Source organism: Corallococcus sp. M7, assembly GCF_054512695.1.
Map to the genome: position 1 here is coordinate 3843001 of NZ_CM137252.1, position 24954 is coordinate 3867954.

A 24954-nucleotide genomic window follows, 5' to 3' on the forward strand; every position below is an offset into this window, starting at 1 on the left:
CTGGAAGGCCTGGGCTTGAGGGCGAGGCTGGCCCCGGCGCGAGGCCACGCCTTGCAGCGCCTCCCAGAGTCACTCTTCTGGGAGGGCAGAATGTCCGGACACGCTCGTCAGCGGATCAGCGGAACAGCGCCGGCCACCACCGGACGTGGCACCGGGAATAGGGCCTCTCTCCGGAGACATCTTCAACGGGCAGGTCTTCGACGACGGTCCCGTCGCCCCCCACCCGGATGAAGCCGCAGGAGCCCCCAGTGTCCATGGCCGGCAGGAGCACCTTGCCGCAGGACTCGCCAGAGGCCGCGATGAGCTGCGCCTCGTGTTGACAGCCCGCATTTCCGGCATCGACCTGGCTCCACCGGAGATATCCCTTGCCGCCGGGAAGCAGCTCGAACCCGCGGCCGCCCTCGCCGTCAAGCCACTCGGGCAGCGCACTGGCAGCGGACTGCAGGCCGTCGAACGCGGCCACCCACGTCTTGCCGAAGTTGTTCTCGACCCCCATCACGAGGCCTCCCTGCAACACGGGCGCGAGGTCGTACCGGTAGTAGAGGTTCGGAGCCTGCTCCAGGGTCAGCGCCAGGAACGGGGTGCCGGGCTGGCCCGAGCTGTCCACCCAGACGCCCTCCACCGAGACCGCGCCCTCCGCCAATGCCCCGGCGGAGAGGACCAGGGCGTGCCCCTCGGTGGTCACGCCCAGCGCGCTGACGGGACCGTTGAGCAGTGAGGCCAGGGACACGCTCCAGCGAAGCTCGCCCGTCGCGCCATACGCGTTGAGCGTTCCGTCGACGAGCACCTCATGCATCCCTCCCGCCGGGTTCACCGCGCTGGCCTGATACCCCTCCGGCCGCCGTGGATGCTGGATGACTCGCCCCTGGACGGTGTCGAGGAACGTCATCCAGACGGTGCTTTCGAGGGGATGGTAGCTGTGTCCCAGGAACCCCTGGGGCTGGCTATTCAGGCTCATGCCATTCGCATCGCCTATCGAACCGCCCCAACGGTAGACACCGTCGGAGTTCACCACGGAGAAGGACATCGGCATGAGGTCCCAGGTGGTGGAGGTCATGATGATGTTGCCCGCGCCATCCGCCGCCGAACTCCCGCAGAAGCCATACGTTGAAGTCCCCTGGGCCCTGTGCTTCCAGGCCGCCAGGACTTCCGAGGAGAAGCTCGGGAAGACCTCGCATCCCGAAGGCCCGGGGGCAGGTGGAGGCGGTTCGGTCTCCACAGGTTGCTCGGGCTGCCCGGGCGGTACCACCGGGTCCGGCTCTCCAGAAGGCTCCTCCGTGACCGCGCCTCCCCCGGAAGGCCCCTCGTCCACCGTCGGCTCCGGAGCGACGGCTTCCGGCTCGGGCGCTCCCCGCACGTCCGAAGTGCCGCAGCCCGTGCTCAACCCGCCGAGGAGAAGCCCCACCCCGACGACCCACCGCCTCGTGTTCCATGACATTGCGCTGACCCCTTCAACCCGCCCGGGTTGACTGAGAGTGCAGGTAGGAACCGGGTCATCCCATTACCAGGGGGCAGGGCGATTCATGGCAATGATTGTCGGCTGGGGGACGGGCCCCGGGCGCCCCCCTCCGCAGGCACCGGCTCCGGGGAGGCCATCGGAGGCTTCACGGGATGGCGGCGGCGGGATTCGAAGCGGCTGCCTCTTCGAACACGCCGATGCCCGGGTCGCTGCCAACGGGCTTCGTGGGCCGGGACGCCGCCGTGACGCGCACCGGCTCCGACCGCACGTCCACGCGCGCCACGGTCCTGGATCGCGATCCATTTCACGTTCGCCACTCAATTTAGAGTATGCGGATTTTTCCACTGCTGGTGGCCGTCGGCGTCACGCTGCTGGCTTGCGACTCGAGGACCTCCTCCGGCACGGCGGAGGCCGAATCCCCGCCGCGCGCGCGCCCGGGCGGCAAGGCGTTCGTCGCCGGCACCCGGCTGCTGAAGACCGAGAAGGCCTTCCCCGGGCGTTACATCGTCGTCCTCGAGGACAAGACCTCGCTGGCCGCGCTCCAGGCGCCGACGCAGCGCGTGGCGTCCGTGGCCTCCGAGGTGGCATCGCTCCACGGGGCGAAGGTCGGGCACGTGTACTCGCACGCCCTCCCGGGGTTCGTCGCGACGATGACCGAGGCCGACGCACGGCGGCTGAGCCTGGACCCGCGCGTGCGCTACGTCGAAGAGGACGGAATGATCAGGGCCGCCAGCACGCAGCCGTCTGCTCCGTGGAACCTGGATCGGCTGGATCAGCACGACCTGCCGCTGGACCAGGGCTATTCCTACAGCCGGACGGGCAGCGGGGTGCATGTCTACGTGCTCGACACAGGCATCTGGACGCCCCACACCGAGTTCGAGGGGCGCGCCCGCTTCGAATACGACGTCGCCAGCTACAGCTGGAACCAGGGCAACCCGGACTGCAATGGCCACGGCACCCACGTGGCGGGAAGCATTGGCGGCAAGACCTACGGCGTCGCCAAGGGGGTGAAGCTCCACGCGGTGCGCGTGCTCGGCTGCGACGGCGCGGGTTACGTGTCCGATGCCATCCTGGGCATCGAGTGGGTGACGGCCAATCACATCAAGCCGGCGGTGGCCAACATGAGCCTGACGGCCTATGCCGACACGCAGGCCCTGGAGGATGCGATCACCCGCTCCATCAACGCGGGCATCCCCTACGTCGTGGCCGCGGGCGACACCGAGGGCGGACCCTTCAACTTCGGCGCGGATGCGTGCTTCCGTTCTCCCGGGAGGCTTCCGGCGGCGATCACCGTCAGCGCGACCACCGTCACGGACCAACGGTTCTCGTATGCCAACTACGGCAGCTGCGTGGACCTCTTCGCGCCGGGTTCGCAGATCACCTCGGCCTGGCCCGGTGAAACAGGCACCTATGGTCATTACAGCGACACCCTGCTGACCAGCGGCAGTTCCATGGCCGCCGCCCATGTGACGGGCGCGGTCGCGCTCTACCTGGAAGCCAACCCCACCGCCACGCCCGAGGAGGTCGCGAACAGGCTCATCAGCCGCGTGACGCCGGACAAGGTCTCAGGCACCGAGGGCGCGCCGAACCGGCTGCTGTACACCCCGTGCTCGGTGCTGGAGGCGACGCAGTCACCGCAGGTGGCCCTGACCGCCCCGGCGGCCGGAGCGGCGCTGAGCGGCACGGTGACGCTCACGGCCAACGCCACGGATGACGTGGGCGTCACGAAGGTCGAGTTCTACGCGGGCGTGTTCCTGCTGGGCACGGTCACCTCGCCTCCCTACACGCTGGCCTGGGACACCACCACCGCCAGCAGTGTCCCCACCACGCTCACCGCCAGGGCGTACGACGACGGCTGCGGCTGGACACAGAGCGCGCCCGTGGACGTGGCCGTGCAGAACGTGGGCAACGCGGCCTTCGACGCGCAGTGGCAGGTGCCCGCCTGTGCGAGCGTGAGCTGCCGGTGTGACTCGGTGTGGCTGCTCGAGGGGAGGGGAGCGCTCGGCCCCGAGCTGCATGCCCCGAATACCCTGACGGGGAGCTGCGCGGATGGAACGAACCGGCCGGATCTCCCCAGCCCCGCGCTGCAGCGGCTCGCCGTCTTCCGGGACGCGGGGGATGCGCTCGCGGAGGGCAAGCGGGTGACGATCCAGGCGACGGTCCGGGCCAGCCACCAGTACGGGCAGGAATCCCTGGACCTCTACACCGCGGCCGACGCGAGCAGCCCCGTCTGGACCTATCTCACGACCCTCGCTCCCGGAGGTTATCGGGACCGGGTCCTCTCGACCCAATTCCTCCTCCCTCCGGGCGGCATGCAGGCCATTCGCGGGGTGTACCGCACCGGAGGAAGTGCGCAGGCGTGCAACCCGGACTCCCGCTCCGACCACGATGATCTGGTCTTCGCGGTGGGACAGGAGTCGGACCCCTCCGCGCCCACGGTGGCCATCACCTCGCCCACTGCGGGCGCGGCGGTGGAGAACACCGTCACCGTCGGGGTGGAGGCGAGCGACAACTTCGGCGTGGCGCGCGTCGAGCTGTACGACGGCGCGACCCTCGTCGACACCGCCACCCGTCCTCCCTTCTCCCTGACGTGGAACACGAAGGGATTGCCCAACGGCACCCATCGCCTCACGGCGCGCGCCTACGATGCGGCGGGCCTCAGCACCACGTCGGACCCGGTGGACGTCATCGTCAACAACGACCTCGTCCCGCCGCAGGTGTCCGTCCTCTCGCCCGCAGCGGGCGCGGCCGTGAGCGGGGATGTCCACCTGAGCGCCAGTGCCAGTGATGACCGGGGCGGGAACGTGCGTGTCGAGTATTACTATCTGCTCCCGCCCTCCAACTACCGTCTCATCGGCGGCAGCTCGACGGCGCCCTACGACGTGACCTGGAGCGCACGCTATTTCAGGAACGGTTCCTGGGCGCTCTATGTGAAGGCCTATGACACCGCCGGCAACGTCTCCATGGCGGGGCCGCTGAACGTGGTGTTGGACAACGACAATACACCTCCGACGGTGGCCATCGTCTCGCCGGCCTCTGGCGCGAACGTGAGCGGCGCGGTCTCCCTCCAGGTCTCCGCGAATGACGATCGGCAGATGGAGAGGGTGAACTACTTTGTCGATGGCAAGCTGCTCGGCACCCGTCTTTCAGCTCCTTATGCACTGACGTGGGACTCGACGTTCCAGGCCAATGGCAGCCACACGCTGACGGCCACGGCCATGGATGCGGCGGGCAATGGCTCGACGAGCGCCTCTGTCACCGTGACGGTGAGCAACCCGGGCGCCGCGGCGTACGACGCAACCCTGAAGGTCCCGGTCTGCACCACGCCGTCGTACTACTGCGACTCGGTCACGCTGCTCGCGAACAGGGGCTCTCCCTCCGAGGCCCACACACCCAACACCCTGGATGGATGCGCCGACGGCACCGCGACCTTCTATCCGGGCACCTCGACAGCCATCGATCGGATCCGCGTGTATCGGCCGGATGGGACGAACCTGGCGGCCGGGAAGCGGGTCCGGATCGACGTCACCGTCAATGCGCTCAGCCCGAACCGTGAGGGGGTGGATCTCTACTACACGAGTGACGCGGCCCACCCCTCATGGACGTACCTGACCACGCTCGTGCAGGGCAACTATGGCCAGCAGACCCTCTCCACGGAGTACAGGCTGCCCTCCGGAAATGTGCAGGCCGTGCGTGCAAGCTACTGGTTCAGCACGCACACCCAATCCCCGTGCAGCGTCGGCTCCAATAATGACGACGACCACGATGACCTGGTCTTCACGCTCGCAGACGAGCCGGACACCACGTCGCCCTCCGCGCAGCTCACCTCTCCGGCCGGGGGCACGGTCCTGACTGGGATGGCCACGGCCACGGCCAGCGCGAGTGATGACTACGACGTGGCGCGCGTGGACTTCTACGAGGGGACGACCCTGCTGGGCACCGATGACACGCCGCCGTACAGCGTGAGCTGGAACAGCTGGAACACGCCCAATGGCAGCCGCTCGCTGACGGCGGTGGCCCGGGACGCCGCGGGGAACGCGAGCCCCTCGAGCCCCGTCGTGGTGACGGTGAACAACGACCACGCTTCCATCCTCACGACGATCACCAGCCCCTCGGACGGAGCGACCCTGGCGGGAACGGTGGCGGTCTCCGCCACGGTCGGCAACCCGAGCAAGGTGGCGCGGGTCGAGCTCTACGCGGGCACGCGTCTGCTCGGCACCGATTCCACGTCTCCCTACGCCTTCAGTTGGAACACCGTCGCCGAGCCCACCGGCCCGTACACCCTGACCACCCGCGCGTACGACGCATCGGGCAACGTGGAGGTGTCCGCGCCGGTGAACGTGACCGTTGTGCGTGACAACACTCCGCCCACGGTTTCGATCACTTCGCCCTCGGCGGGTGCCACGGTCCGCTCGACCGTGCAGGTCCAGGCCACCGCCACCGATGACACGCAGATTCTCCGGGTCGAGCTCTACGTGGACGGTGCGTTGATTGGAACCGACTCCTCCTCGCCCTATGCGGTCTCCTGGAACCCGGGCTCGGTGGCCAATGGCAGCCACACGCTGACGGTCAATGCCTATGACGCCTATGGCAACGTGGGGACCTCGCCCGCGGTGGGGGTGACGGTGACCAGCGACGTCACCGCGCCCACGGTTTCGGTGAGCTCACCGGCGGAGGGTGTCACCGTCAGCTCCTATGCCTTCTTCGCGGCGAACGCCGCCGATGATGATGTCATCTCCAGGGTGGATTACTTCCTCGATGGACAGTTGCTGGGGCAGGGTGGCAGCAGCTCACCCTACACCCGTACCTGGGACAGTCGGAGTGTCGCCAACGGCGCCCACACGCTGATCGCCAAGGCCTACGACGGCGCCGGCAATGTGGGCGTATCGGCCACGCGTTCTTTCATCGTGGACAATGATCGCACGCCTCCGACGGTGGCCCTCACCTCGCCCTCGCAGGGAGCGAGCCTGGCGGGACGGGTCTCCATCCAGGTGAGCGCGAGCGACGACCGTGGCGTGCGCGGGGTCGACCTCTACGTGGATGGCAGCTACGCAATGTCCAGTTCCTCGCCGCCCTTCACCATGACCTGGGACAGCCACTCGGTACCCAATGGCAGCCATACCCTCACCATGAAGGCCTATGACGCGGCGAACAACCTCACCACGAGCGCCCCGGTCACGGTGAGCGTGGTGCAGCCGGGGACCGCCGTGTACGACGCCACACGCCAGGTCCCCGCGTGCGCACAGGTCTCCAGTGTCTGTGATTCCGAGTCGCTCCTGCAGGGCCGCGGTGTCGTCTCTCAGTTCCCAGAGCTCCACCCGCCCAACACGCTCGATGGCTGTGCCGATGGGGCAGGGGGCTCGTACCCGTCCGGGCGGGTCGGCTGGATCGCGGTCTCCGGCGTGAATGGAGCATCCCTGCTGGAAGGCAAGCGCGTCCGGATCGAGGTCGGGGCCATGATCGACAACAGTTACTCCGATGCGGTCGCCCTCTACTCCGCGAGCGATGCCGCCGCCCCCGTGTGGAAGTACTTGGCCACGCTACGGGCGAGCGCGAGTGGCTCGCAGGTCCTCTCGACGGAGTACGTGTTGCCCACGGGAAGCGTGCAGGCGGTTCGTGCCAGCTACCTGTCTGGCGGCAGCACCGCCTCGGCCTGCAGCACCGGCGCCTATGATGATCATGACGACCTGATGTTCGCGGTCGGCCCGCCGGAGCTGGACGTGACGCCCCCGACGGCGGTGCTCACCGCTCCGGCCGCGGGCCATGTCCAGGGGGCCGTGCAGATGACGGCCACCGCCAGCGACAACTTGGCCGTCGTGAAGGTCGAGTTCTATGACGGTGCGACGCTGCTGGGGTCGGACACCACGGCCCCCTACGGCGTGAGCTGGAATACCGCGAGCGTGGTCGCGGGCGCCCATACGCTCACGGCGAAGGCCTACGACAGCGCTGGCCTCACGGGGACCTCCGCCGGGGTCTCGGTGATGGTCGACAACCTCGCTCCGACGGCGGCCCTCACCGCTCCGGCCAGCAATGCCGAACTGCTCGGCACGGTGACGGTGTCGGCCACGGCGCAGGACGACATCGGTGTGACGAAGGTCGAGTTCTATGCCGGCGCGACGCTGCTGGGGACGGACACCACGGCGCCCTACAGCGTGAGCTGGAATACCGAGGGCGTGGCTTCGGGCACCCATACGCTCACGGCGAAGGCCTACGATGGTCTGGGCCGGACGGGGACCTCCGTGGCGGTCCTGGTGATCGTCGACAACACCCTTCCCACGGTGTCATTCACCGCTCCGCCTGCCACCTACGTTCGGGGGAGCGTGCAGCTGACGGCCAGCGCCAGTGACAACCGGGCCGTCACGAGGGTCGAATTCCACGACGGCTCGGTGCTGATCGGCACCGCGACCACCGCGCCGTACTCCGAGAATTGGGACACGGTGGGGTTGGCCAATGGCAGTCATACGCTCTACGCCAGGGCCTATGATGCCGCCGGGAACGTCAAGGTTGATTCGCGCAACGTCACCGTAGACAACGCCGCTCCGGCCGTGGCCATCACTTCACCGTCGAATGGGGCAACGCTGTTGGCTCTGTTCCTGAGCACCACCATTCAGGCCAGCGCGAGCGACAACACCGGTGTGACCCAGGTGGTGTTCTACGATGGCGCCACCGTGCTCGGCACGGACACCAGCGCGCCCTACAGCGTGAGCTGGAACCTCCTGAGCGCGGCCAAGGGCAAACACACACTGACGGCCAGGGCCACCGACGTGGCGGGCAATGTCACCACGTCCGCGGCAATCTCCGTGACGGTGCAATAGCGGGGACCAAGGCCGTTCGAGATGAAGATGAGGACAAAGAAAAACCCAGCAACCCTTTAGGATTGCTGGGCTTCTCGGGATGGTGACGGCAGGAATCGAACCCGCATCAAGGCGGAAGCAAAACCCCAAGCAGGGCGCGTTGTTACCGACTAACGCCTTGCTCTCACGCCAGATAGTTCCTCCGCTCCGTCCCATCTCGTCCCGTCCCGTCCAATTCACTGCTGGAGGGTCACCTTGGAGCACATGCGGACCAACAGGTGCAATCTGCTTGGAATCAAGCGGCCTGAGTTCCCTGGTCTCCCAGAGCTCACGAAAACCCTGTGGGAGGCGGACAGGAGCGTGTGCCCTGGCAAGGTGTTGCAGGGGAGGAGCGAGTGGAGGAGCGCGAGTGAGCGAACCGGCGGAGGCAGCCGGAGGGGACAGCGCTGTACCAAGCGTTGAAGGACAACCTGACCACGCTGCTGGCGGAGGCGAGCGAGGTGGGCACGGCCTCCCCCGGTACGTGGAGCGGAACGTAAGCCTGATACCTGGAGTGCGGAGTGTTGGCGCACGGCTTCGCGCGGGTGCTCTGCGAGAGTTGCAAGGACGAGTTTCTCGTCGCCTTTTTGTGCAAGGGACGAGGGGAGTGTTCCTCCTGCAACGCAAAGCGAGCGCATGTGACGGTAGTGCAACTAGTGGAGCAGGTGCTGCCGCATGTCCCCTACCGGCAGTGGACGCTGTCCTTTCCGCATCGGATGCGGTAGGTGCTGCTCAAGGACGTGGGGCTCCTCTCGGACGTCCTCCCCCTCTTCCTGCGCGCGGGGTACGCCCCCAGCGGCGGAGGGTGCGGAAGAGGGGCATCGGGGCCAGCCTTGCAGGCCGCGTGAGTCGTCGTTCCAGGTGCTCTAAAAAATAGCGCTCCCCACCGGGTGCCGTCAGATACGACAGCGCTTGGTTTCCGCCTCCAAGCGGGCTCAGGCGAGCAGGTCCAGCGCGAACGCCTTGCGTAGCAGCCCGACCCAGTCCCATCGTGGGGTTCGTTCTTGCTTTGATCGCTTCACCGTCGCGACAATGGACGGGCTCTCCTCCTTCATCTCAGTCCAGCTTGAGGGACCCATCGAGTGGGAGTAGGGTCCAACGAAACTCCGAAATAATGACCCCTGTGCCTCTGTCAGCGCGATGTTTACTTCCGGACGTAACTGAACCGCTGCGAACATGCCAAAACCACCTCGGCTGGAACCTGTAGACGACTACGGAGGAGCTCGGCTGCCTCGCATCCGTGATGTTCATGTGCTGCTATCGGCGGAGCGCCGCATTGCAGCTTGGCATCTTGGAGGCATGGCGTTGGAGTGCCTTATTAAGACCGGAATCGTCTATGGCCTGGGTATTACCCACTGGAAAGACGATCTGCACCCCAAAAACCCCAAAAACCCCAAGCATGTTTTATTGAATGCGCTTCGGGAATTGCCTGCGCCCGTCCAGAATGCGCTGCTGGCTGATCCCCGCGTTGCTGTCGATCTAGCAGTCATTCAAAGTCCGCCAAACTCCAACTACCAATACGCCTCGCTTCGCTACTGTGGCCGCAACCCCGCCGATGCAGATCACCAGTTGTGGCTCGACGCTTATAAGCGGCTACTGCGTGCCGTCCACAAAGCGTTTCATCGACACCTGAAAGGATGGCAGTGATGAGGCCCTCCACCCAGACGCTTCGGGACCTTCTCAAGAAGCATTTTGTTGCTAGCGACGAAGAGTGGATCGCTGACATACACATCCTGCCCGGTAATGCGGTCAACGGCACAATCGTTAGCCAATTGTTCGAAAGCGTCGCGGTGGTTGAGCGCCTCCAGCGAGTCAATGATTTCCTGCAACAGCTTCAACTGCATGCAGGTTTTTTGACCCTGTGCTCACCAAACGAAGCGAGGGAGCTTGAACTCGATCCGTCCAATGAAGACTCAGTTGAAGCAAGTGCACTGCCGGCGACTTGGAGCGATCTAGCCGAAGCCCTGGCTGGTTCAGAAGAGCGAGAGGAGATTCCGAGCGAAGCTTCGCGGCCACGCATTATAACATTTTACTCTTATAAGGGGGGCGTTGGTCGGACCACCGCAATCACGCACGTAGCACACGAATTGGCTCGTCGCGGAAGAAAAGTCGTCCTGATCGACCTTGATCTTGAAGCGCCCGGAATTCATACGGCGTTTGATATCCCTGAGCCAGCACGCATGGGATTGGTGGAATACTTGTATCGCATGGCTAATTCAGCCGTTCCGCCAAATATCCCAATTTCAGAGGTTTTTGGTGAAGTGAAGTTCCGCAGTGAAGCGCGTGGTCGACTGTTTGTGGTTCCAGCGGGCCATGTAGATGCTGGTTATATCTCTCGTGTAGCGAGCCTTGCGATCGAAGATATCATAGGGAAAGGCGGACCGTGGGAGCAGTTCGTAGACGCTCTCCGCCAGCAGCTTGATCCGGATTATCTGCTCATCGACTCACGGACGGGAATAAATGCCTGGGCTGCATTCAGTATGTTCCAGGCTGCTGATGAGATTTTCATTGTTTTTCACCCAAACACACAGAATATTGATGGCCTGCGGGAGTTGCTCCGAGGCATGCACTTGCTTGGCCTTGGTTCGCGAATCCGGCTCATATCCTCAATGATCCCGGCAACGGAGGAGGGTAAGAGGAAGGCAGGCAAAGCAATTGCAGAACTAGAAGCGCTGTACCGCTTACCAGTCAAGGATACAGAGTTGACGGAATCGGAAGGGGAAGAGCGCACTGTGCGCGTCCTGTATAATGCACATGCAGCTCTGGCAGAGCGGGTTCCCTTCGTTGGGTTGGAGCAGAGTTACCTACCGGCTGCGAACCTCATTGACGAGACCAGCAACGAAAACAATGTGGTGCGACTGCTCGACCGGCTCAATCGACGCGAAGTCGTCGAAAGCATGCCCTTTCAAGAGGTTCGGGCTGAACAGTTGGTAGACAATAACCGGCTCGGTGAAGTGTTTCACCGCACGGCTGATTTCGACAGGCTTTTAGATGGTCCGACATGTCTCGTTCGCGGCCGCAAGGGAACTGGAAAGAGCGTCATTTATTGGCTGTTCACCAAGCGCAAAGAGGTCGTTGAGGAACTGGCTGGCACGCGGCTTCGTGGCAAGTCCTATCTTTTCTTGTCTGGCCATGGGAAGGCGGACATTAAGCCGGGTATTGAGGAGTTTCGCGAATTCGACAAGCTGGTTTCGGCAGACCAATGGGATGTGGTTTGGAGAGCTATCATCCTCCTGCGCTTCTTCCTCCGTGTTCCAGCCCTGATAAAGCCCGCTGTCCGGCGCGCTTTAAATATCGACGACAAGGTATTGGATGTTATCAAAGTGCTCGATCCCGATGCCTCAGTTTGGGGGCGTGAGCACACGCAGGCTGTCGAGAAGTTGGCCCAGTTGCCTCTCCAGGCAAAGTATGCACTGGATGCAGTCAATGAGCATTTGAGTCTAAGCAAGCCAGGGCAGGAAGCGTGGCTCTTTTTTGATGATCTTGACGAGGATTTGCGAACTGAGCCAGCCTTTCGCAATCGTGTGCTTTCAGGTCTTTTTGGCCTTATTCAGACGGGCGATGCTAGGAAACATGCCTCCATCCGGTTTAAAGTGCTCTTGCGTGAGGATCTCTGGAGCGATCTTACGTTCCAGAACAAAAGCCACTTTGATGGACGTCACATCGTTCTTCAGTGGCGACGAGAGGACATGCTTCGCCTTGCGCTGCGTCAAGCGAGGGGATCGAGGCAGTTTGACGATATTGTCCGGCGTTTCCGCCCGATAGTTGATCTCGATGCTGCTGATGAGGCGACGCTTTATCAGGCGCTTGAGCCGCTTTGGGGTATTCGCGTTGGAAAAGTTCGTTCCAAGTTTGTCTATCGATGGGTGTATGAGCGTCTGTCTGATAGTCAGGGAAATTTTTTCCCGCGGTCTATGCAACATTTGTTGATGGGGGCCAAGGAGGCAGAGTTGGACTACCTCCGTCAGTCTAATATTCAGCCAAAGACAGATAGGCTCCTGCGCTTTGATGCGCTGGTTAATGGGCTGCAGAAAAGAGCGTCGGATGCTCGAGTTAGTGAATTGAAAGAGGAGTACCCAGATATGAAGCAGTTCCTCGGCAGCCTCAAGGACGACAAGTCGCCCCTGTCGTCCAAGAAGTTGGAGGAACTTTGGGTAAGGGCAGGCAAACCGCACGGACAGAGCTTTGATGAGGCTGTTGAGTGGATGAAATCAATTGGATTCTTGAGGGGCGAGGATCAGGATGGTTCCTTCAAGGTCGTTGACCTTTATCTCTGGGGACTCAATATGTTTAGGGATGGCGGACCGTGAATGACGCATCGGGCGACGGGGATGTCTGAAGTTGCCTGATTCCGCAAAGCGTTCCGCGCTTTCGTCCGCAAACGGAAGCGCGGCGCAGGAACTGGATCGGCCCAGTTCCTGCGCCGCGCGCCGCTCTGGGCTAGAGAAGCCAGAGGGGCACACTGAGCTCACCTGAAGAAGACGAAGACAAAGAAAAACCCAGCAACCCGTTAAGATTGCTGGGCTTCTGAATGTGCAGGCGGCGGGAATCGAACCCGCAGGCTACTCGAACACGCCGATGCCCGGGTCGCTGCCGCCGGTCTTCACGGGCTTCGTGGGCCGGGGCGGCGGCGCGGCGCGCACCGGCTCCAGCCGCACGTTCACGCGCTGCTCCGACGTGTCCGCGAGCCGGCTGTAGTCCAGGGTCTTCTCCTGGTCCTGATGCCCGGAGAGCTTGAAGCGCAGCTCGGTGACCTTGGAGCGCGGCATGAGCAGCTTCGTGGGCGTGGTGCCGATTTGCGCATCACCGTCGAAGATGGCCGCGCCGGACGGCGAAGAGGTGAACTCCACCGTCACGTCCTGCGGCAGCGCCGCCGGAGGGGGCGTCGCCGGCGGCTCCTGCACCCGCGTGGGTGGCGCGTCCACGGACGCCTTCGGCGGCGCCATCGCCACGGGAGCCTGCGGCGTCCGCGCTGCCTCATCACCGCCGCGCGTCATCACCACCGCCACTCCCGCGCCAATCAGCAGCAGCGGCACGCCGATGATCGCCGCCTTCACGCCCCCGGACATGCCCTTGGGCGGCGGCGGAAGCTCCGGCTCAGCAGCGCGCGGGGCAGGGGGGCGGGGCCTGCTCGCGGCCACCGGCGCCGGGCTGTTCCCGTTGGACGTCGCCCTGGGCGCCGCCGCCTGCGCTCCCGCCGACGTGCCGCCCCGGGGCGGAGCCAGGCCCACGCGCGAGCCCGTCTTGCCCGTGGCCGGTGCTCGGCCCGCGCGGCTTCCTGAACCCAGGCGGCTGCCCGAACCGGCGCGGCTTCCCGAGCCCGCGCGGCTGCGGCTGCCCGTGCCTCGCTCGGCGCCGGGCGTGCCTCCCGTGGGGTGCGCGTCCAGCTCCTCCGGGGAGAGGCCCTCCACCGCGTCCAGCAGCGCGTCGATGAACTCCTGCGCGTTCTGGTACCGGTCTTCCTTCTCCGGCGCGAGCGCCTTGGTGAAGAAGGCATCCAGCTCCGGCGGCACCGGCGCGCCCTGGCGCTTGCTGTTCACCGGGGGCACGGGCTGCGTCAGCGACGCCGTCAGCGCCTTGCGCACCGTGTTCGCGCCGTAGGGCGAGCTGCCCGTGAGGCAGAAGTAGAGCACGCCCGCCATCGAGTACAGGTCGGAGCGCTGGTCCACGGACTCGCCGCCGGCCTGCTCGGGCGGCATGTACTGCGGGGTGCCCAGCACCTGGCCCGTGGAGGTGAGCTGCTCCTCCTCGTCCTGCTCCAGCGCCTTCACCAGACCGAAGTCCAGCACCTTGACGAAGTCCTTCCCGTCGAGCGCCTGGACCATGATGTTGTGCGGCTTCAGGTCGCGGTGGACGCAACCCTCTTCGTGCGCGTGCGCCAGCCCCAGCGTGGCCTGCTCCAGCAGGTTCACCGCGCGGCGCAGCGTCATGGGGCCTTCGCGCTTCACCAGCTCCTTGAGGCTCTCCCCCTTGAGGAGCTCCATCACGTAGTAGCAGGTACCGTCCGCCGCCCGGCCGAAGTCGAAGATGGTGATGACGTTCGGGTGGCGCAGCCGGCTGGCGATCTCCGCCTCGCGGCGGAAGCGCTCGAAGAACTGGGGCGCCGCGGCGAGCGACGGGTTGAGCGTCTTCACGGCCACCGGACGCTGAACGGACGTCTGCGTGGCCCGGAACACCATGCCCATGCCGCCCTGGCCCAGGACGCTCTCAATCTTGTAGCGGCCGTCCAACACCTGGCCCAGGAGCTGGAGGCTCTGCGCCGCGCACAGGTGATCTTGACCTTCGGTACTACCGCAGTGGGGGCAGGGAGCGGCCATGGGTGCCGGGAGTATAGGCAAGCCCCGCCTTCCGCCCAACCGGGGAGATGTGCTCCCTGGGCAGTCAGGCAGGCATCAGAACCGTTCCCGAAGGGCTTCCCGGCTGTTATCTCCCCCCTCCGCCATGAGCCTCGTCATCGCCCAGGACATCAGCCTCGCCTACGGAAAGAAGGTCCTCTTCGACGAGGACAATTTCACCCTCGGTCCCAGGGACCGGGTGGGCCTGGTGGGGGCCAACGGGACGGGCAAGTCGTCCCTCATGAAGATCATCGCCGGGGCGAGCCAGCCGGACGGGGGCACCGTCCAGTACAGCCGCCGGGCCCGGGCGGGCTACCTGCCCCAGGAGATCGCCGGCCTGCCGGAAGGCACCGTCGTGGAGGCGGTGATGAGCACCGTCCCCGGCCGGGATTCGCTGGAGTCGCGCCTGAAGGACACGGAGGCAGCGCTCGCGGCCAGCTCGGACGAGGAGGAGCAGCTGGAGCTGGCGCAGACGCTGGCCGACCTCCACGCGGAGCTGGACGACTTCGAGAACCGCTACGGCCGCCACCACGCCGAGCGCATCCTCAAGGGGCTGGGCTTCAAGGACGCGGACCTGTCCAAGCCCACCCAGGCGCTGTCTGGTGGCTGGCGCATGCGCGCGGCGCTCGCGGGCCTGCTGCTCCAGGACCCGGACCTGCTGCTGTTGGACGAGCCCACGAACCATCTGGATGTGCCCACGCTCGCGTGGTTCGACGGGTTCCTGCGGCGCTCCAACAAGGCGATGGTGCTCATCTCCCACGACCGCGACTTCCTCAACCGGCAGATCAACCGGGTGGTGTCGCTGGAGATGGAGGGCGTGCGCGAGTACGCCGGCAACTACGAGGACTACAAGCGCCAGCGCGCCGAGGAGATGGTGCTCCTGCAGGCTCGGGCGGAGAAGGTGGAGCAGCGCCGCGCGGAGCTGCAGGGCTTCATCGACCGGTTCGGCGCGAAGGCCACCAAGGCGAAGCAGGCGCAGAGCCGCGCGAAGATGCTGGCCAAGCTGGAGAAGGTCCAGGTCCTGGAAGAGCGCCAGACGATGAAGTTCCGCTTCCCGGAAGTGGAGCGCTCCGGCCGGGACGTGGTGTTGATGGAGGGCATCACCAAGCGCTACGGCCCGCTCACCGTCTATGACGGGCTGAACGCGCGGCTGGAGCGGGGCCAGCGCATCGCCGTGGTGGGCGCGAACGGCGCGGGCAAGACGACGCTGCTCAAGATGGTGGCCGGGGAGCTGGCGCCGGACAGCGGCAAGGTGACGCTGGGGCACAACGTGGTGGTGGGCTACTACGCGCAGCACCACGCGGACAAATTGGACCGCCGCAACACCATCATCGAGGAGGTGCGGCCCCTGGCGGCGGACAAGCCGGAGAGCTACGTGCGCGGCGTGCTGGGCGCGTTCCTCTTCAGCGGCGATGACGTGGACAAGCCCATCGGCGTGCTGAGCGGTGGCGAGCGCGCCCGCGTCGCGCTGGCGAAGCTGCTGCTGATTCCGTCCAACTTCCTCCTGATGGACGAGCCGACGAACCACCTGGACCTGGACTCGTCGGAGATGCTGATTGAGGCGCTGAAGCTCTACGGCGGCACGCTGCTGTTCGTCAGCCACAACCGCAGCTTCATCAACAACCTGTGCACGCACGTCTGGGAGGTGGCGGACGGCAAGCTCACCTCCCACGCGGGCAACCTGGACGAGTACCTCTATCACCAGGAGCAGGTGCGCCTGGCGGCGGAGGGCGCGGAGGCGGGCACGCCGAGCGGGAAGGGCGCCGCGGCGGCCGCGGGCCCGGTGTCGGAGAAGGACCGCAAGCGCCTGGAGGCGGAGGCGCGCCAGCGGCGCTCCGTGGTGGAGGGCCCCATCAAGAAGGAGATCGCGAAGCTGGAGGAGCGCATCGCGAAGGTGGAGGCCGAGCAGAAGGAGCGCGAGACGCAGCTGGCGGACCCGGTGCTCTACAACGACTTCGCCCGGGCGAAGCCGCTGATGGACGCGCACCGCGCGGGCAAGGAGGAGCTGGAGGACCTCTATGCCCGCTGGGAGGCCGCGCAGGAGAAGCTGGCGGCGGCGCAGGCCTGAGCGGGCCTACTGGACGTCGAAGGTCTTCTGGACCGGGGCGCCGCCGCGTTCGATTCGCAGCTCGATGCGCCGTGCGTCCCGTAGCTTGGTGAAGGCCTCCAGCGCCTTGTCTGGGCTGTCCAGGTCCAGGCCGTTGATGCGCTGGAGGACGTCTCCATTGCGCAGCCCCAACCGTGAGTAGAACGACTCCTCACGGATGGAGAACAGCTTGAAGCCCATGGGGCGGCCGTCCTTGAAGGCGGGGACCACGCGGGCCTGCATGGACAGCTCGTTCAGGTGCGTGAGCGCTTCGGTGAGGTCCTCGCGCGGCACGACGTAGGTGTCCGGGGCCGTCTCCCGGATGCCTCGACCCAGGCCGGAAGCCCCTGGCTGAACGTTCACCAGGGCGGGCGTCCCGCTCCCTGAGCCGTCGACGTATTCGAGCCGTCCATCCACGAGCAGCAGGATGCGCTCCCGCTCGATGGCGAAGACACGGGCGCCCTGGATGGTGTCGCTGATCATCAGGCTGCGCGCACTGCCGGCCGGGAGCTCATGGATGGAGGCCATGGACCAATGAGGATCCTGCGCCACCAGCGTGCCCAGCAGCCGGATGCCCAGCGTGCTCCGGCGGACGTCCGGCGACGGCTCTGGAGGTACCTCCACGCCGGTGGCGGGTGAGAGCCCCGTCAGCCGCGCCAGTCGCGTCCCATCCAGCGCCGTCGCGGGAGGAACGTTCGATGGCGCCGGAGCCGCGGCCCAGGTGTCCCGGATGCCAGGCATCACGAAGGCACTGGTCACCTGATTCACGAGGAGCGTGGCCGTCAGGGCACACGCAAAGACAAGCAGGACGAACAGGCCCTGGATGGGCCGCTGCAACTCACGGTTCATGTCGAAAGGCCTCCCTGTTTGAAGCAGGGAGGCCTTGAGCAAGCCGGGGGCCAGCGGGCGCTCCAGAGGGAGCGCGGTGGGCGCTGACGCCCGGTCAGGGACCTGGTGTCAGGGAACGCGATGCCAGCAATGACAACCCGTCATGACACGGTGTCCGTCCATCCTCAGTGGCCGTAATAGAAGGCCGAGCCCCAGAGGTAGGGCGTCCGGCTGGCGGGAGCCGTGCCCACCAGACAGTGCGCACCGTCATAGCCACCGATGACGCAGTGGGGCGGCGGCGTGATGTAGAGGTTGTTCGCCCACTTGAACGGCGTCGAACCCCAGGGCAGCGGCATGACGTAGCAGTTGGCCCCGTCGAACGTCGACGGCGCGGGGCACGCATTGCCGGGGCCGGGCGTCAGGTAGAGGTTCCCGGACCAGATGAAGTAGCTGGTGCTCCAGGACGGGTAGGGGAGGATGTAGCAGTTCGCCGTGTCCCAGCCGGAAGGCGCCGGGCAATACGTGCCGGGGACCGCGTTGACGTAGTAGGCGTTGTTGTGGACGAACGCCGTCAGTCCGGAGGGCACGTTCATCACGTGGCAGTTCGCCCCATCCCAGCTCGCGGTGATGGGCGCTCCCGTGTGGGACGTGACGGTCGGCGCGCAGGGGTTGTACGGGTTGTAGGGCGTGGCCGCGGAGAAGAACGCGTACGAGTCGGCGTTGCGGATGGCGCTGCTGGGATTGGAGTTCGCGAGCGACATGCTGGCGGAGGTGCCGTACACGACGTCATCCGTCTGCGCCACGACCCGGAAATGGCTGACTTCATGAATCAGGGTGTCTGCCTTGGAACCCGGTCCCGTCATGGGCGCGGGCCAGAACGCCGGGCACAGGTGGATCTTGTACTCCTGCCGGGGCTTGACGTAGGCGTAGGCGCCACTCTGGTTGCAATTGCAGTAGTACTTGAACGTCTCGTTGTCCACCGCGTTGCGAATCTTCCGGAAGTTCTCACGGACGGTGCTGTAACGAGAGCCGTCGAAGGCGCCAAACCACTGGGTGTAGCGGGTCACCGGGTTCCCCGCCACCAGGTAGTCATAGGAGTCGTTCGCGTAGTTGAGGGCGTGCTGCCGGGCGTCGATCACCGCGTTCTTCTGAGAGCTGCTGCACGACTTCCACTTCTCGTTGCTGCCGCTGACGATCTTGGTCTCCGGCTCGTCGTCCAGGTCGTCCGGATCCAGCGGCGGCTCGCGGCCTTCGATGTCGAGGAAGACAACGTTGGAGACCACCGTCCCCTTGCCCATTCCAGCGTCCAGGATCTCAGTCTTGAACTGGACCGCGTAGGTGCCCGAGACGGAGAGGTCGTAGTTGTCCCACAGCGAGGCGATGCCCGAGAGGCTCTCTCCCGGCTTCAGCGTGAGGTAGTCGCTGTCCGCGGGCGCCTCGCGCCTGTAGAGCCGGCCGATGTAATCCACCGGCTTGCGCTCCAGGGCGACGGTGAGGATGTCCGCCTGGATGCCATCCACGACAGGCGTCTGGTAGCCGAGGATCCGCACCGGCTCTTTCGACACGTTCGTGAACGTAACGGCGAGGTCCACGGGTGCGTCCGCGGGGAACTTCGTCACCTTGGACGCGAGCTTGATTTCAATGGCCTCTCCCGCGCTTGCGTTTAATGGGATTGAAACAAGCGCGGCCACGATGAGATAGGTCAATTTCATCCAGACAGGGTGCAATACCCCGGGTGAAATTTTCAACGTGACAAATGCGTCGTGCGAGACGCTGATTTGTAACCAGAATTGCTACAGCGGCTATTTGAAGATCTTCGACAAGAGCCACACGACGGCGGACTCCGCGGCGCTGTTGTTCAGGTGCCGCGCGCGGCGTCCGTAGGTCTCGCTGGGCTGGGCCTTGGTCAGCTCGTCCGTGTACGGCGCGGAGCCTTCCGGCGCGCAGCTTCCGCAGTACAGGTGTTCTTCCCAGACGAACCCGTAGCGCACGTCCATCCGCCGGCCACACGTCACGCAGGCCGGCTCGTCACCCACGCGCACCTTGGGCAACAGGCTCAGGCTTCGCTTGGGGTCGTACTCGTGCTCGAAGTCGGCGGCGAGGGGCCGCGGCTCATGGCGGGCTTCCGGCTCCGGGGCCTTCTGGAGACGGGCCAACTCCTCCCCGTCCAGGGCCACGCCCCGGCACTTGCCGCAGACGTCCACCGTCACGTCCCGCAGGTCCACCACGGGCAGCGGCGCGCTGCCACACGTGGGGCAGGTGGGCGCCTGACGCCCGCAGGAGGGACAGCCCGGGACGTACTGGAGTGACGCCTCACAGCCCTTGCACCGCCCGGGTTTGCCCTTCGCCTGCTCGAAGACGGCCGTCAGCGTGGGCCCGCCGACGACGCGCGCCAGCATCTCCTCCTCGAACCAGGCGGCCCCGCAGGCGCCGCACTCGTCGCGCACCAGCCCCCGGGCGTAGGTGTTGCGCATCGTCGTCTGGCAGTAGGGGCACGCCTGCATGGCCCCCTCAGCCTACCGGGTCTTTCCCGGAAACGGGATGCCGCGCGCCTCAGCCCGCGCGGCGGCGCTTCTCCTTCTTCGGCTTGGGTTCGGGCGTCTTCGGGGCCGGCGTGGGTTCGCGCAGCTCCTCCGGGACGGGGAGGGCGGGCTGGGAGGGGCGCGTGGGCGGCGCGGGCGTGCCGTCCGGCAGGGAGCCCTCCACCTGCTCGGAGGGGAGCGCTGGCAGGCGGATGATGAACGTGGTGCCTTCGCCCACCTTGCTCTGTACGCTGATGCTGCCGCCGTGGTTCTTCACGATGCGCTGGCAGATGGCGAGCCCCAGGCCCGTGCCCTTCTGCTTCGTGGTGAAGAAGGGCACGAAGATGTGCGGCTGTTGATCCGCCGGGATGCCCGGGCCGGTGTCGGAGACGCGCACCTCCACGAACTCGCCGCCCGCGCTGCGCAGGTCGCCGAAGCGCTCCGGCTTCTCCGTGCGCACCGTGATGCGGCCCGGCTGCGGCCCCAGCGCCTGCACCGCGTTCTGCACCAGGTTGATCAGCACCTGCTTGAGCTGCTCCGCGTCGCCTTCTGAGCGAGGCAGGCGCAGGTCCAGCTCCACCGCCAGCTCCACCGTGGCCGGCATGTCGTTCTGGATGAGCCGCATCGTGCGCGTCACCACCTCGTTGAGGTCGGTGGGCCCGAAGCTCTGCTTCAGCGGACGCGAGTAGTCCAGGAACGCCGTCACCACGCCGTTGAGCCGGTTCACCTCTTCCACGATGACGTCCAGGAACTCGCCGTCCTCGCCCGGCAGCTTCTTCGGGTCCAGGCACTGCGCCGCGCCCTTGATGGCGCCCAGCGGATTGCGGATTTCGTGCGCCAGGCCTGCCGCCATCTCACCCAGCGCCGCCAGGCGGTCGCGCTCGCGGATCTTCTCGTACAGCTTGGAGTTCTCCAGCACCGTCGCCATCCGCTCGGAGACCTCCAGGATGAGCGCGATTTCGTCCGACGCGTACGCCTCCGGCACCCGTTCGTCCCACAGGTTCAGGAAGCCGATGACGCGGTCATTGCCCATCAGCGGCACGCTGATGCCGGCCTTCATCTGGAGCAGCGCGGCGCGCGTGTCGTTGAGCCGCTTCAGCTCATCGCGGAAGCGCTTGCCCTCCACCGCCTGCACCCGCATCACGGAGATGCGCCGCTCGATGTTCTCCAGCAGCACCGCCTTCTGCCCGCTGGCCACCGCGAAGAGCACGCCGCGCGCGGCCGCCGTGTCCAGCAGCGCCACCGGCAGGGTCCGCGCGAGTCCAGGAGCCGGTAGCCCGGCCGGTCCTCCGCGATCAGGTACACCGACGCGTGCGTCACGCGCCCCGTCTCGTGTAGCGCGTCCAGCACCACGTTCGCCAGCTCGGAGATTTCGATGACGGACGCCATGCGCACGCGCAGGGTGCTCAGCGTGCCCAAGAGCGCGAAGCGCTCGCGGAAGAAGATGCGCACCACCATCTCCTCCACCTTGGTGCGCAGTGGATCCAACAGGATGAGGATGACGAACGCGGCCACCACCGTGTTGAAGACGAAGAGCGACGTGTTCTCGTCCACCCACGCCGTCAGCACCGTGAACACCGACGCCAGGATGATGGCCAGCACCGTCTGCGAGGCGATCTTCCCCAAGAGCTCGTGCAGGTCCATCAGCCGCAGCCGCAAGAGCGTCTGCGCGAGGAAGAACAGGTAGAGCGTCGCGAAGACGGGGCCCAGCGTGGGGAACGGGATGTCGTTGCGCGACAGGAAGTCCAACCCGTTGAACAGCACCGCCGCGCCCGCGCCAATGGCCAGGTACGCCAGCCGGAACTGCTCGATGCGCGACTCCGTCGTGCGCACCCGGTGCACCAGCAAGGACACGGAAGTGAACAACGTGCCCAGCACCCAGGCGCCCAGCGCCAGACGGGCCCAAGGTTTGTCCGCCAACGGTGTAACGGCGACGGTCAGACCCAGCACGCCGGACAGGAGGGCGAGCCGCCGGCCGACCTGATGGGCGCCCTTGCTGACCCCCAGGAACTCGAGGAAGAAGGCGACCGCCGCCCCGGGCACCAGGGAGACGACGAGCACCGTCGCCCCGAGGGCGATGCGGGACACCCAGGGGTAGTCCTGAGGGGGGAAGATGCTGTGGAAGAAGAGGCTGAGGTAGTACCCGGCGACCGTCAGGGTGAAGACGGAGTAGAGCGTGAGGACCCGGGGCCGTCCGGGGCGCAACAACATGGACACGCCCAGCGCCAGACCGATGATGGAAGCGAGCAGTGCGCTTTGGGTGCGGATATCCATGTGCAGGCGGACAGTCTAACCTCTGTCAGGGGCTGGAAATTTTCCAACCATCCCCAGTTGTCCTCGGGCGTGCCCGAGCGCATCTCCCAGGGTCCCCGAGGCCCCCGCGAATGAAAGTGTCCCTCCAGCATCTCGCCCTCCTCGCCTCCGCGGCGCTGTTGTCCGCGCAGGCTCCCGCCCCCGCCGTCCCCAGCACGGCCCCGGCCGCCACGGCTCCGGCCGCCACGGCCCCGGCTCCCAGCGACGACACGGATCAGGCCCCCACGACGCGCACCGACAGCGCGCCGTCGGAGGCGCAGCTGACGCCGCCGCCGGACGCGGACAAGGCGCCGTTGCCGGTGGGCTACGTGCAGGTGTTCAACCCGGCCTTCCCCGGGATCGTGCCGCCCACGCCGGTGGTGCACCGCGGGCGCCGCTACGGGCTGGAGGACCTGACGCCGTACTTCGCGGACGGCAAGAAGAAGGACGCGAAGGACGCGTTCGACAAGGGCCAGTACACCAAGGCGCGCGCGCTGCTGGAGGGTGAAGGGGACAGCCCGCCGGTGCGCTACCTGCGCGCGCTGTCCGCGGTGCGGGCCGGGGACGACAAGGCGGCGGCGACGGAGATGGCGGCGCTCGCCAACGACTACCCGGCGCTGAAGGACCGCTGCCTCACGCACGCGGGCGTGGCGCTGGAGTCCCAGGGCCGGCTGGATGACGCGGCGGCCAGCTTCAAGCAGGTGCCGGAAGGCTCGCGCATGTACGTGGACGCGCGCCTGGGCCTGGCGCGCGTGCTGCGCAAGAAGAAGGACTACGACGGCGCCATGGAGGCGCTGACGCCGCTCACCCAGCGCATGATGACGGGCTGGGGCCGCAACGTGGGCGCGGAGGCGCTCATCGCCACGGCGGACCTGGCGGTGGAGAAGAAGGACAAGGCGGCGGAGAAGGCCGCGCTGTGGAAGCTGTGGGCAGCCCAGCCCCTGTCGCCCATCGTCAAGCAGGTGGAGAAGCGCCTCAAGGGGCAGACGCCGCCCGTGGACGCCAAGGTGGGCCGCGCGGAGGCGCTCATTGAAGCGCACCGCAACAAGCAGGGCATGGCCATCCTGGAGCCGATGCTCAAGACGCTGAAGCTGCCGGACGCGCTCGCGTGCCGCGCGCACTTCGCGTTCGGCAAGGGGCAGCGCAAGGAGCGCCAGCACACGGCCGCCATCCAGATCCTCACGCCGGTGGTGGAGCAGTGCAAGGACCGCGACCTGTTGGCCCGCGCGCTCTACGTGCTGGGCTCGTCGCGCTCCATCGTGGATCAGCAGCGCGGCACGGACACCTACGAGCGGCTGGCGAAGGAGTTCCCGGACCACTCGTTCGCGGACGACGCGCTCTTCTACGCGGCCGACCTGTACGTGAAGACCAACCGCCCCAAGGAGGCCATGGCGCGGCTGGATGAAGTGGCCCGGCTGTACCCCAAGGGCGACTTCCTGGGCGAGGCGCTCTTCAAGGCCTTCTGGGTGGCGCGCACGTCGAAGGCGGAGGACGGGGGCTTCTCCTTCCTGGACCGCATCGAGGAGCAGTTCGCCAACGCGGACGAGTCCTACGACGTGGAGCGCGCGCGCTACTGGCGGGCGCGCACGCTGGAGGAGCGCGGCAACATCCAGGGCGCCGCGGAGCTGATGGAGAAGCTCGCGGTGGAGCACCCGGCCACATACTACGGCCTGATGGCGCGCTCGAAGCTGGGCGAGCTGGACCCCAAGCGGCTGGAGGCCGTGTCGGCGTCCATCTTCGACGTGCCGGAGGCCGCCAGCCCCTGGCCGATGTTCGCGGGCCCCATGGGGGACGACCCGCACTTCCGCGCGGGCGTGGAGCTGTTGCGCCTGGGCTTCGCGGACTCCGTGCCGTCGGAGCTGATGCTGGTGAACCGCGCCAACCAGCCGCCGGAGTCCATGCGGCTGCTGGTGATGGTGCTGTCGCAGTCTGGCGACGCGCGCTCGGCGCACGCCATCGCGCGGCTCGCGCTGCGCAAGGACCTGAGCGGGCGCATCACGCCGCAGACGCGGCCCGTGTGGGAGGTGGCCTATCCCAACGCGTTCCGCGACCTGATTGAAAAGCACACCGCGCCCGCAGGCGTGGAGCCGGACCTGCTCCAGGCGCTGATGCGCGAGGAGAGCGCGTTGGATCCCAAGGCCCTGTCCTGGGCCGGCGCCATGGGGCTCACGCAGCTGATGCCCTCCACGGCGAAGGGCGTGGCGCGCGAGCTCAAGATCAAGAAGTTCACCGTGGACTCGCTGCTCCAGCCGGAGCTGAACATCCGCTTCGGCGCGCACTACCTGGGCGGCCTCATCAAGCAGTTCAAGGGCCACACGCCCTACGCGGTGGGCAGCTACAACGCGGGCTCCGGCGCGGTGAACCGCTGGCGCGCGGCGAAGCCGGACCTGGCGCTGGACGCGTGGGTGGAGGAGATCCCCATCGCGGAGACGCGCGGCTACATCAAGCGCGTGCTGCGCTCCTACAACACCTACCAGCTGCTCTATGGCCGCGCGCCGAAGGTGCCGGTGATGCCTAGTGCATCGCGTTAGTGTGTAATCCTGGCTGAAACCTGAATTCGCGCTTTCTTTGTGGAGGGGGACGGGCGGGCCGTGATTTC

Annotated in this window: 12 protein-coding genes and 1 pseudogene; 6 read left to right on the plus strand and 7 right to left on the minus strand. The window is 66.4% G+C overall.

The genetic code is table 11. The annotated features are described in order from the left end of the window. Positions 1 to 115 precede the first annotated feature (115 nt). Both ACX114_RS15825 and ACX114_RS15830 read right to left on the minus strand, forming a co-directional pair. A complete protein-coding gene (locus ACX114_RS15825) occupies positions 116 to 958 on the minus strand; it encodes a hypothetical protein (RefSeq protein WP_459298925.1) in 843 nt (280 codons plus the stop codon). A gap of 646 nt (positions 959 to 1604) precedes the next feature. After that, positions 1605 to 1733, minus strand: coding sequence for a hypothetical protein (locus tag ACX114_RS15830; RefSeq protein WP_459298926.1), 129 nt, complete (start codon positions 1731 to 1733; stop codon positions 1605 to 1607). Positions 1734 to 1788: 55 nt separating this feature from the next. Here ACX114_RS15830 and ACX114_RS15835 point away from each other — a divergent pair, with 55 nt between their 5' ends. The 4 genes from ACX114_RS15835 (at position 1789) to ACX114_RS15850 (ending at position 12602) form a co-directional block, all read left to right on the plus strand. Continuing rightward, the gene (locus tag ACX114_RS15835; RefSeq protein WP_459298927.1) at positions 1789 to 8274 is read left to right on the plus strand and encodes an Ig-like domain-containing protein; all 6486 of its coding nucleotides are present in this window, start codon (positions 1789 to 1791) and stop codon (positions 8272 to 8274) included. Between the two features lie 539 nt (positions 8275 to 8813). Further along, the gene (locus ACX114_RS15840) at positions 8814 to 9017 is read left to right on the plus strand and encodes a transposase zinc-binding domain-containing protein (RefSeq protein ID WP_459298928.1); all 204 of its coding nucleotides are present in this window, start codon (positions 8814 to 8816) and stop codon (positions 9015 to 9017) included. 574 nt (positions 9018 to 9591) lie between these two features. Next, the gene (locus tag ACX114_RS15845) at positions 9592 to 9939 is read left to right on the plus strand and encodes a hypothetical protein (protein ID WP_459298929.1); all 348 of its coding nucleotides are present in this window, start codon (positions 9592 to 9594) and stop codon (positions 9937 to 9939) included. Continuing rightward, positions 9939 to 12602 carry an AAA family ATPase gene (locus ACX114_RS15850; RefSeq protein WP_459298930.1) on the plus strand — a complete coding sequence of 888 codons (2664 nt, stop codon included), beginning with the start codon at positions 9939 to 9941 and terminating at the stop codon, positions 12600 to 12602. Before ACX114_RS15845 ends, ACX114_RS15850 begins: the two co-directional genes overlap by 1 nt. A gap of 252 nt (positions 12603 to 12854) precedes the next feature. Here the strand turns inward: ACX114_RS15850 and ACX114_RS15855 are convergent, their stop codons facing one another. Next, positions 12855 to 14609, minus strand: coding sequence for a serine/threonine protein kinase (locus tag ACX114_RS15855; RefSeq protein WP_459298931.1), 1755 nt, complete (start codon positions 14607 to 14609; stop codon positions 12855 to 12857). Between the two features lie 124 nt (positions 14610 to 14733). On the opposite strand from ACX114_RS15855, the gene ACX114_RS15860 reads away from it, so the two are divergent. Further along, positions 14734 to 16695: an ABC-F family ATP-binding cassette domain-containing protein gene (locus ACX114_RS15860; protein ID WP_459298932.1), complete on the plus strand. Its 1962-nt coding sequence runs from the start codon at positions 14734 to 14736 to the stop codon at positions 16693 to 16695. Between the two features lie 6 nt (positions 16696 to 16701). Here ACX114_RS15860 and gspC read toward each other — a convergent pair whose 3' ends face one another. From gspC to ACX114_RS15880, 4 genes and pseudogenes are all read right to left on the minus strand, one after another. Beyond that, positions 16702 to 17562 (minus strand): type II secretion system protein GspC, encoded by an 861-nt coding sequence (gspC, locus tag ACX114_RS15865; RefSeq protein WP_459298933.1) that lies wholly within the window; start codon positions 17560 to 17562, stop codon positions 16702 to 16704. A 164-nt stretch (positions 17563 to 17726) separates the two neighbouring features. Continuing rightward, positions 17727 to 19253, minus strand: coding sequence for a M35 family metallo-endopeptidase (locus ACX114_RS15870; RefSeq protein ID WP_459298934.1), 1527 nt, complete (start codon positions 19251 to 19253; stop codon positions 17727 to 17729). Between the two features lie 90 nt (positions 19254 to 19343). After that, positions 19344 to 20045, minus strand: a complete 702-nt coding sequence (locus ACX114_RS15875; RefSeq protein ID WP_459298935.1) for a TFIIB-type zinc ribbon-containing protein — start codon at positions 20043 to 20045, stop codon at positions 19344 to 19346. A gap of 49 nt (positions 20046 to 20094) precedes the next feature. Beyond that, positions 20095 to 22337 (minus strand): annotated as a pseudogene (locus ACX114_RS15880) (ATP-binding protein). A 110-nt stretch (positions 22338 to 22447) separates the two neighbouring features. Between ACX114_RS15880 and ACX114_RS15885 the strand changes: the two are divergent. Beyond that, on the plus strand, positions 22448 to 24886 hold the full coding sequence (locus tag ACX114_RS15885; protein WP_459298936.1) for a transglycosylase SLT domain-containing protein: 2439 nt from the start codon (positions 22448 to 22450) through the stop codon (positions 24884 to 24886). Positions 24887 to 24954: the final 68 nt, after the last annotated feature.

Bases quoted from the DNA above. Each gene is read 5' to 3' on its own strand.
- ACX114_RS15885 (WP_459298936.1), top strand. From the start codon at position 22,448: ATGAAAGTGTCCCTCCAGCATCTCGCCCTCCTCGCCTCCGCGGCGCTG.
- ACX114_RS15850 (WP_459298930.1), top strand. From the start codon at position 9,939: ATGAGGCCCTCCACCCAGACGCTTCGGGACCTTCTCAAGAAGCATTTT.
- gspC (WP_459298933.1), bottom strand. From the start codon at position 17,562: ATGAACCGTGAGTTGCAGCGGCCCATCCAGGGCCTGTTCGTCCTGCTT.
- ACX114_RS15845 (WP_459298929.1), top strand. From the start codon at position 9,592: ATGGCGTTGGAGTGCCTTATTAAGACCGGAATCGTCTATGGCCTGGGT.
- ACX114_RS15875 (WP_459298935.1), bottom strand. From the start codon at position 20,045: ATGCAGGCGTGCCCCTACTGCCAGACGACGATGCGCAACACCTACGCC.
- ACX114_RS15835 (WP_459298927.1), top strand. From the start codon at position 1,789: ATGCGGATTTTTCCACTGCTGGTGGCCGTCGGCGTCACGCTGCTGGCT.
- ACX114_RS15860 (WP_459298932.1), top strand. From the start codon at position 14,734: ATGAGCCTCGTCATCGCCCAGGACATCAGCCTCGCCTACGGAAAGAAG.
- ACX114_RS15855 (WP_459298931.1), bottom strand. From the start codon at position 14,609: ATGGCCGCTCCCTGCCCCCACTGCGGTAGTACCGAAGGTCAAGATCAC.
- ACX114_RS15825 (WP_459298925.1), bottom strand. From the start codon at position 958: ATGAGCCTGAATAGCCAGCCCCAGGGGTTCCTGGGACACAGCTACCAT.
- ACX114_RS15870 (WP_459298934.1), bottom strand. From the start codon at position 19,253: ATGAAATTGACCTATCTCATCGTGGCCGCGCTTGTTTCAATCCCATTA.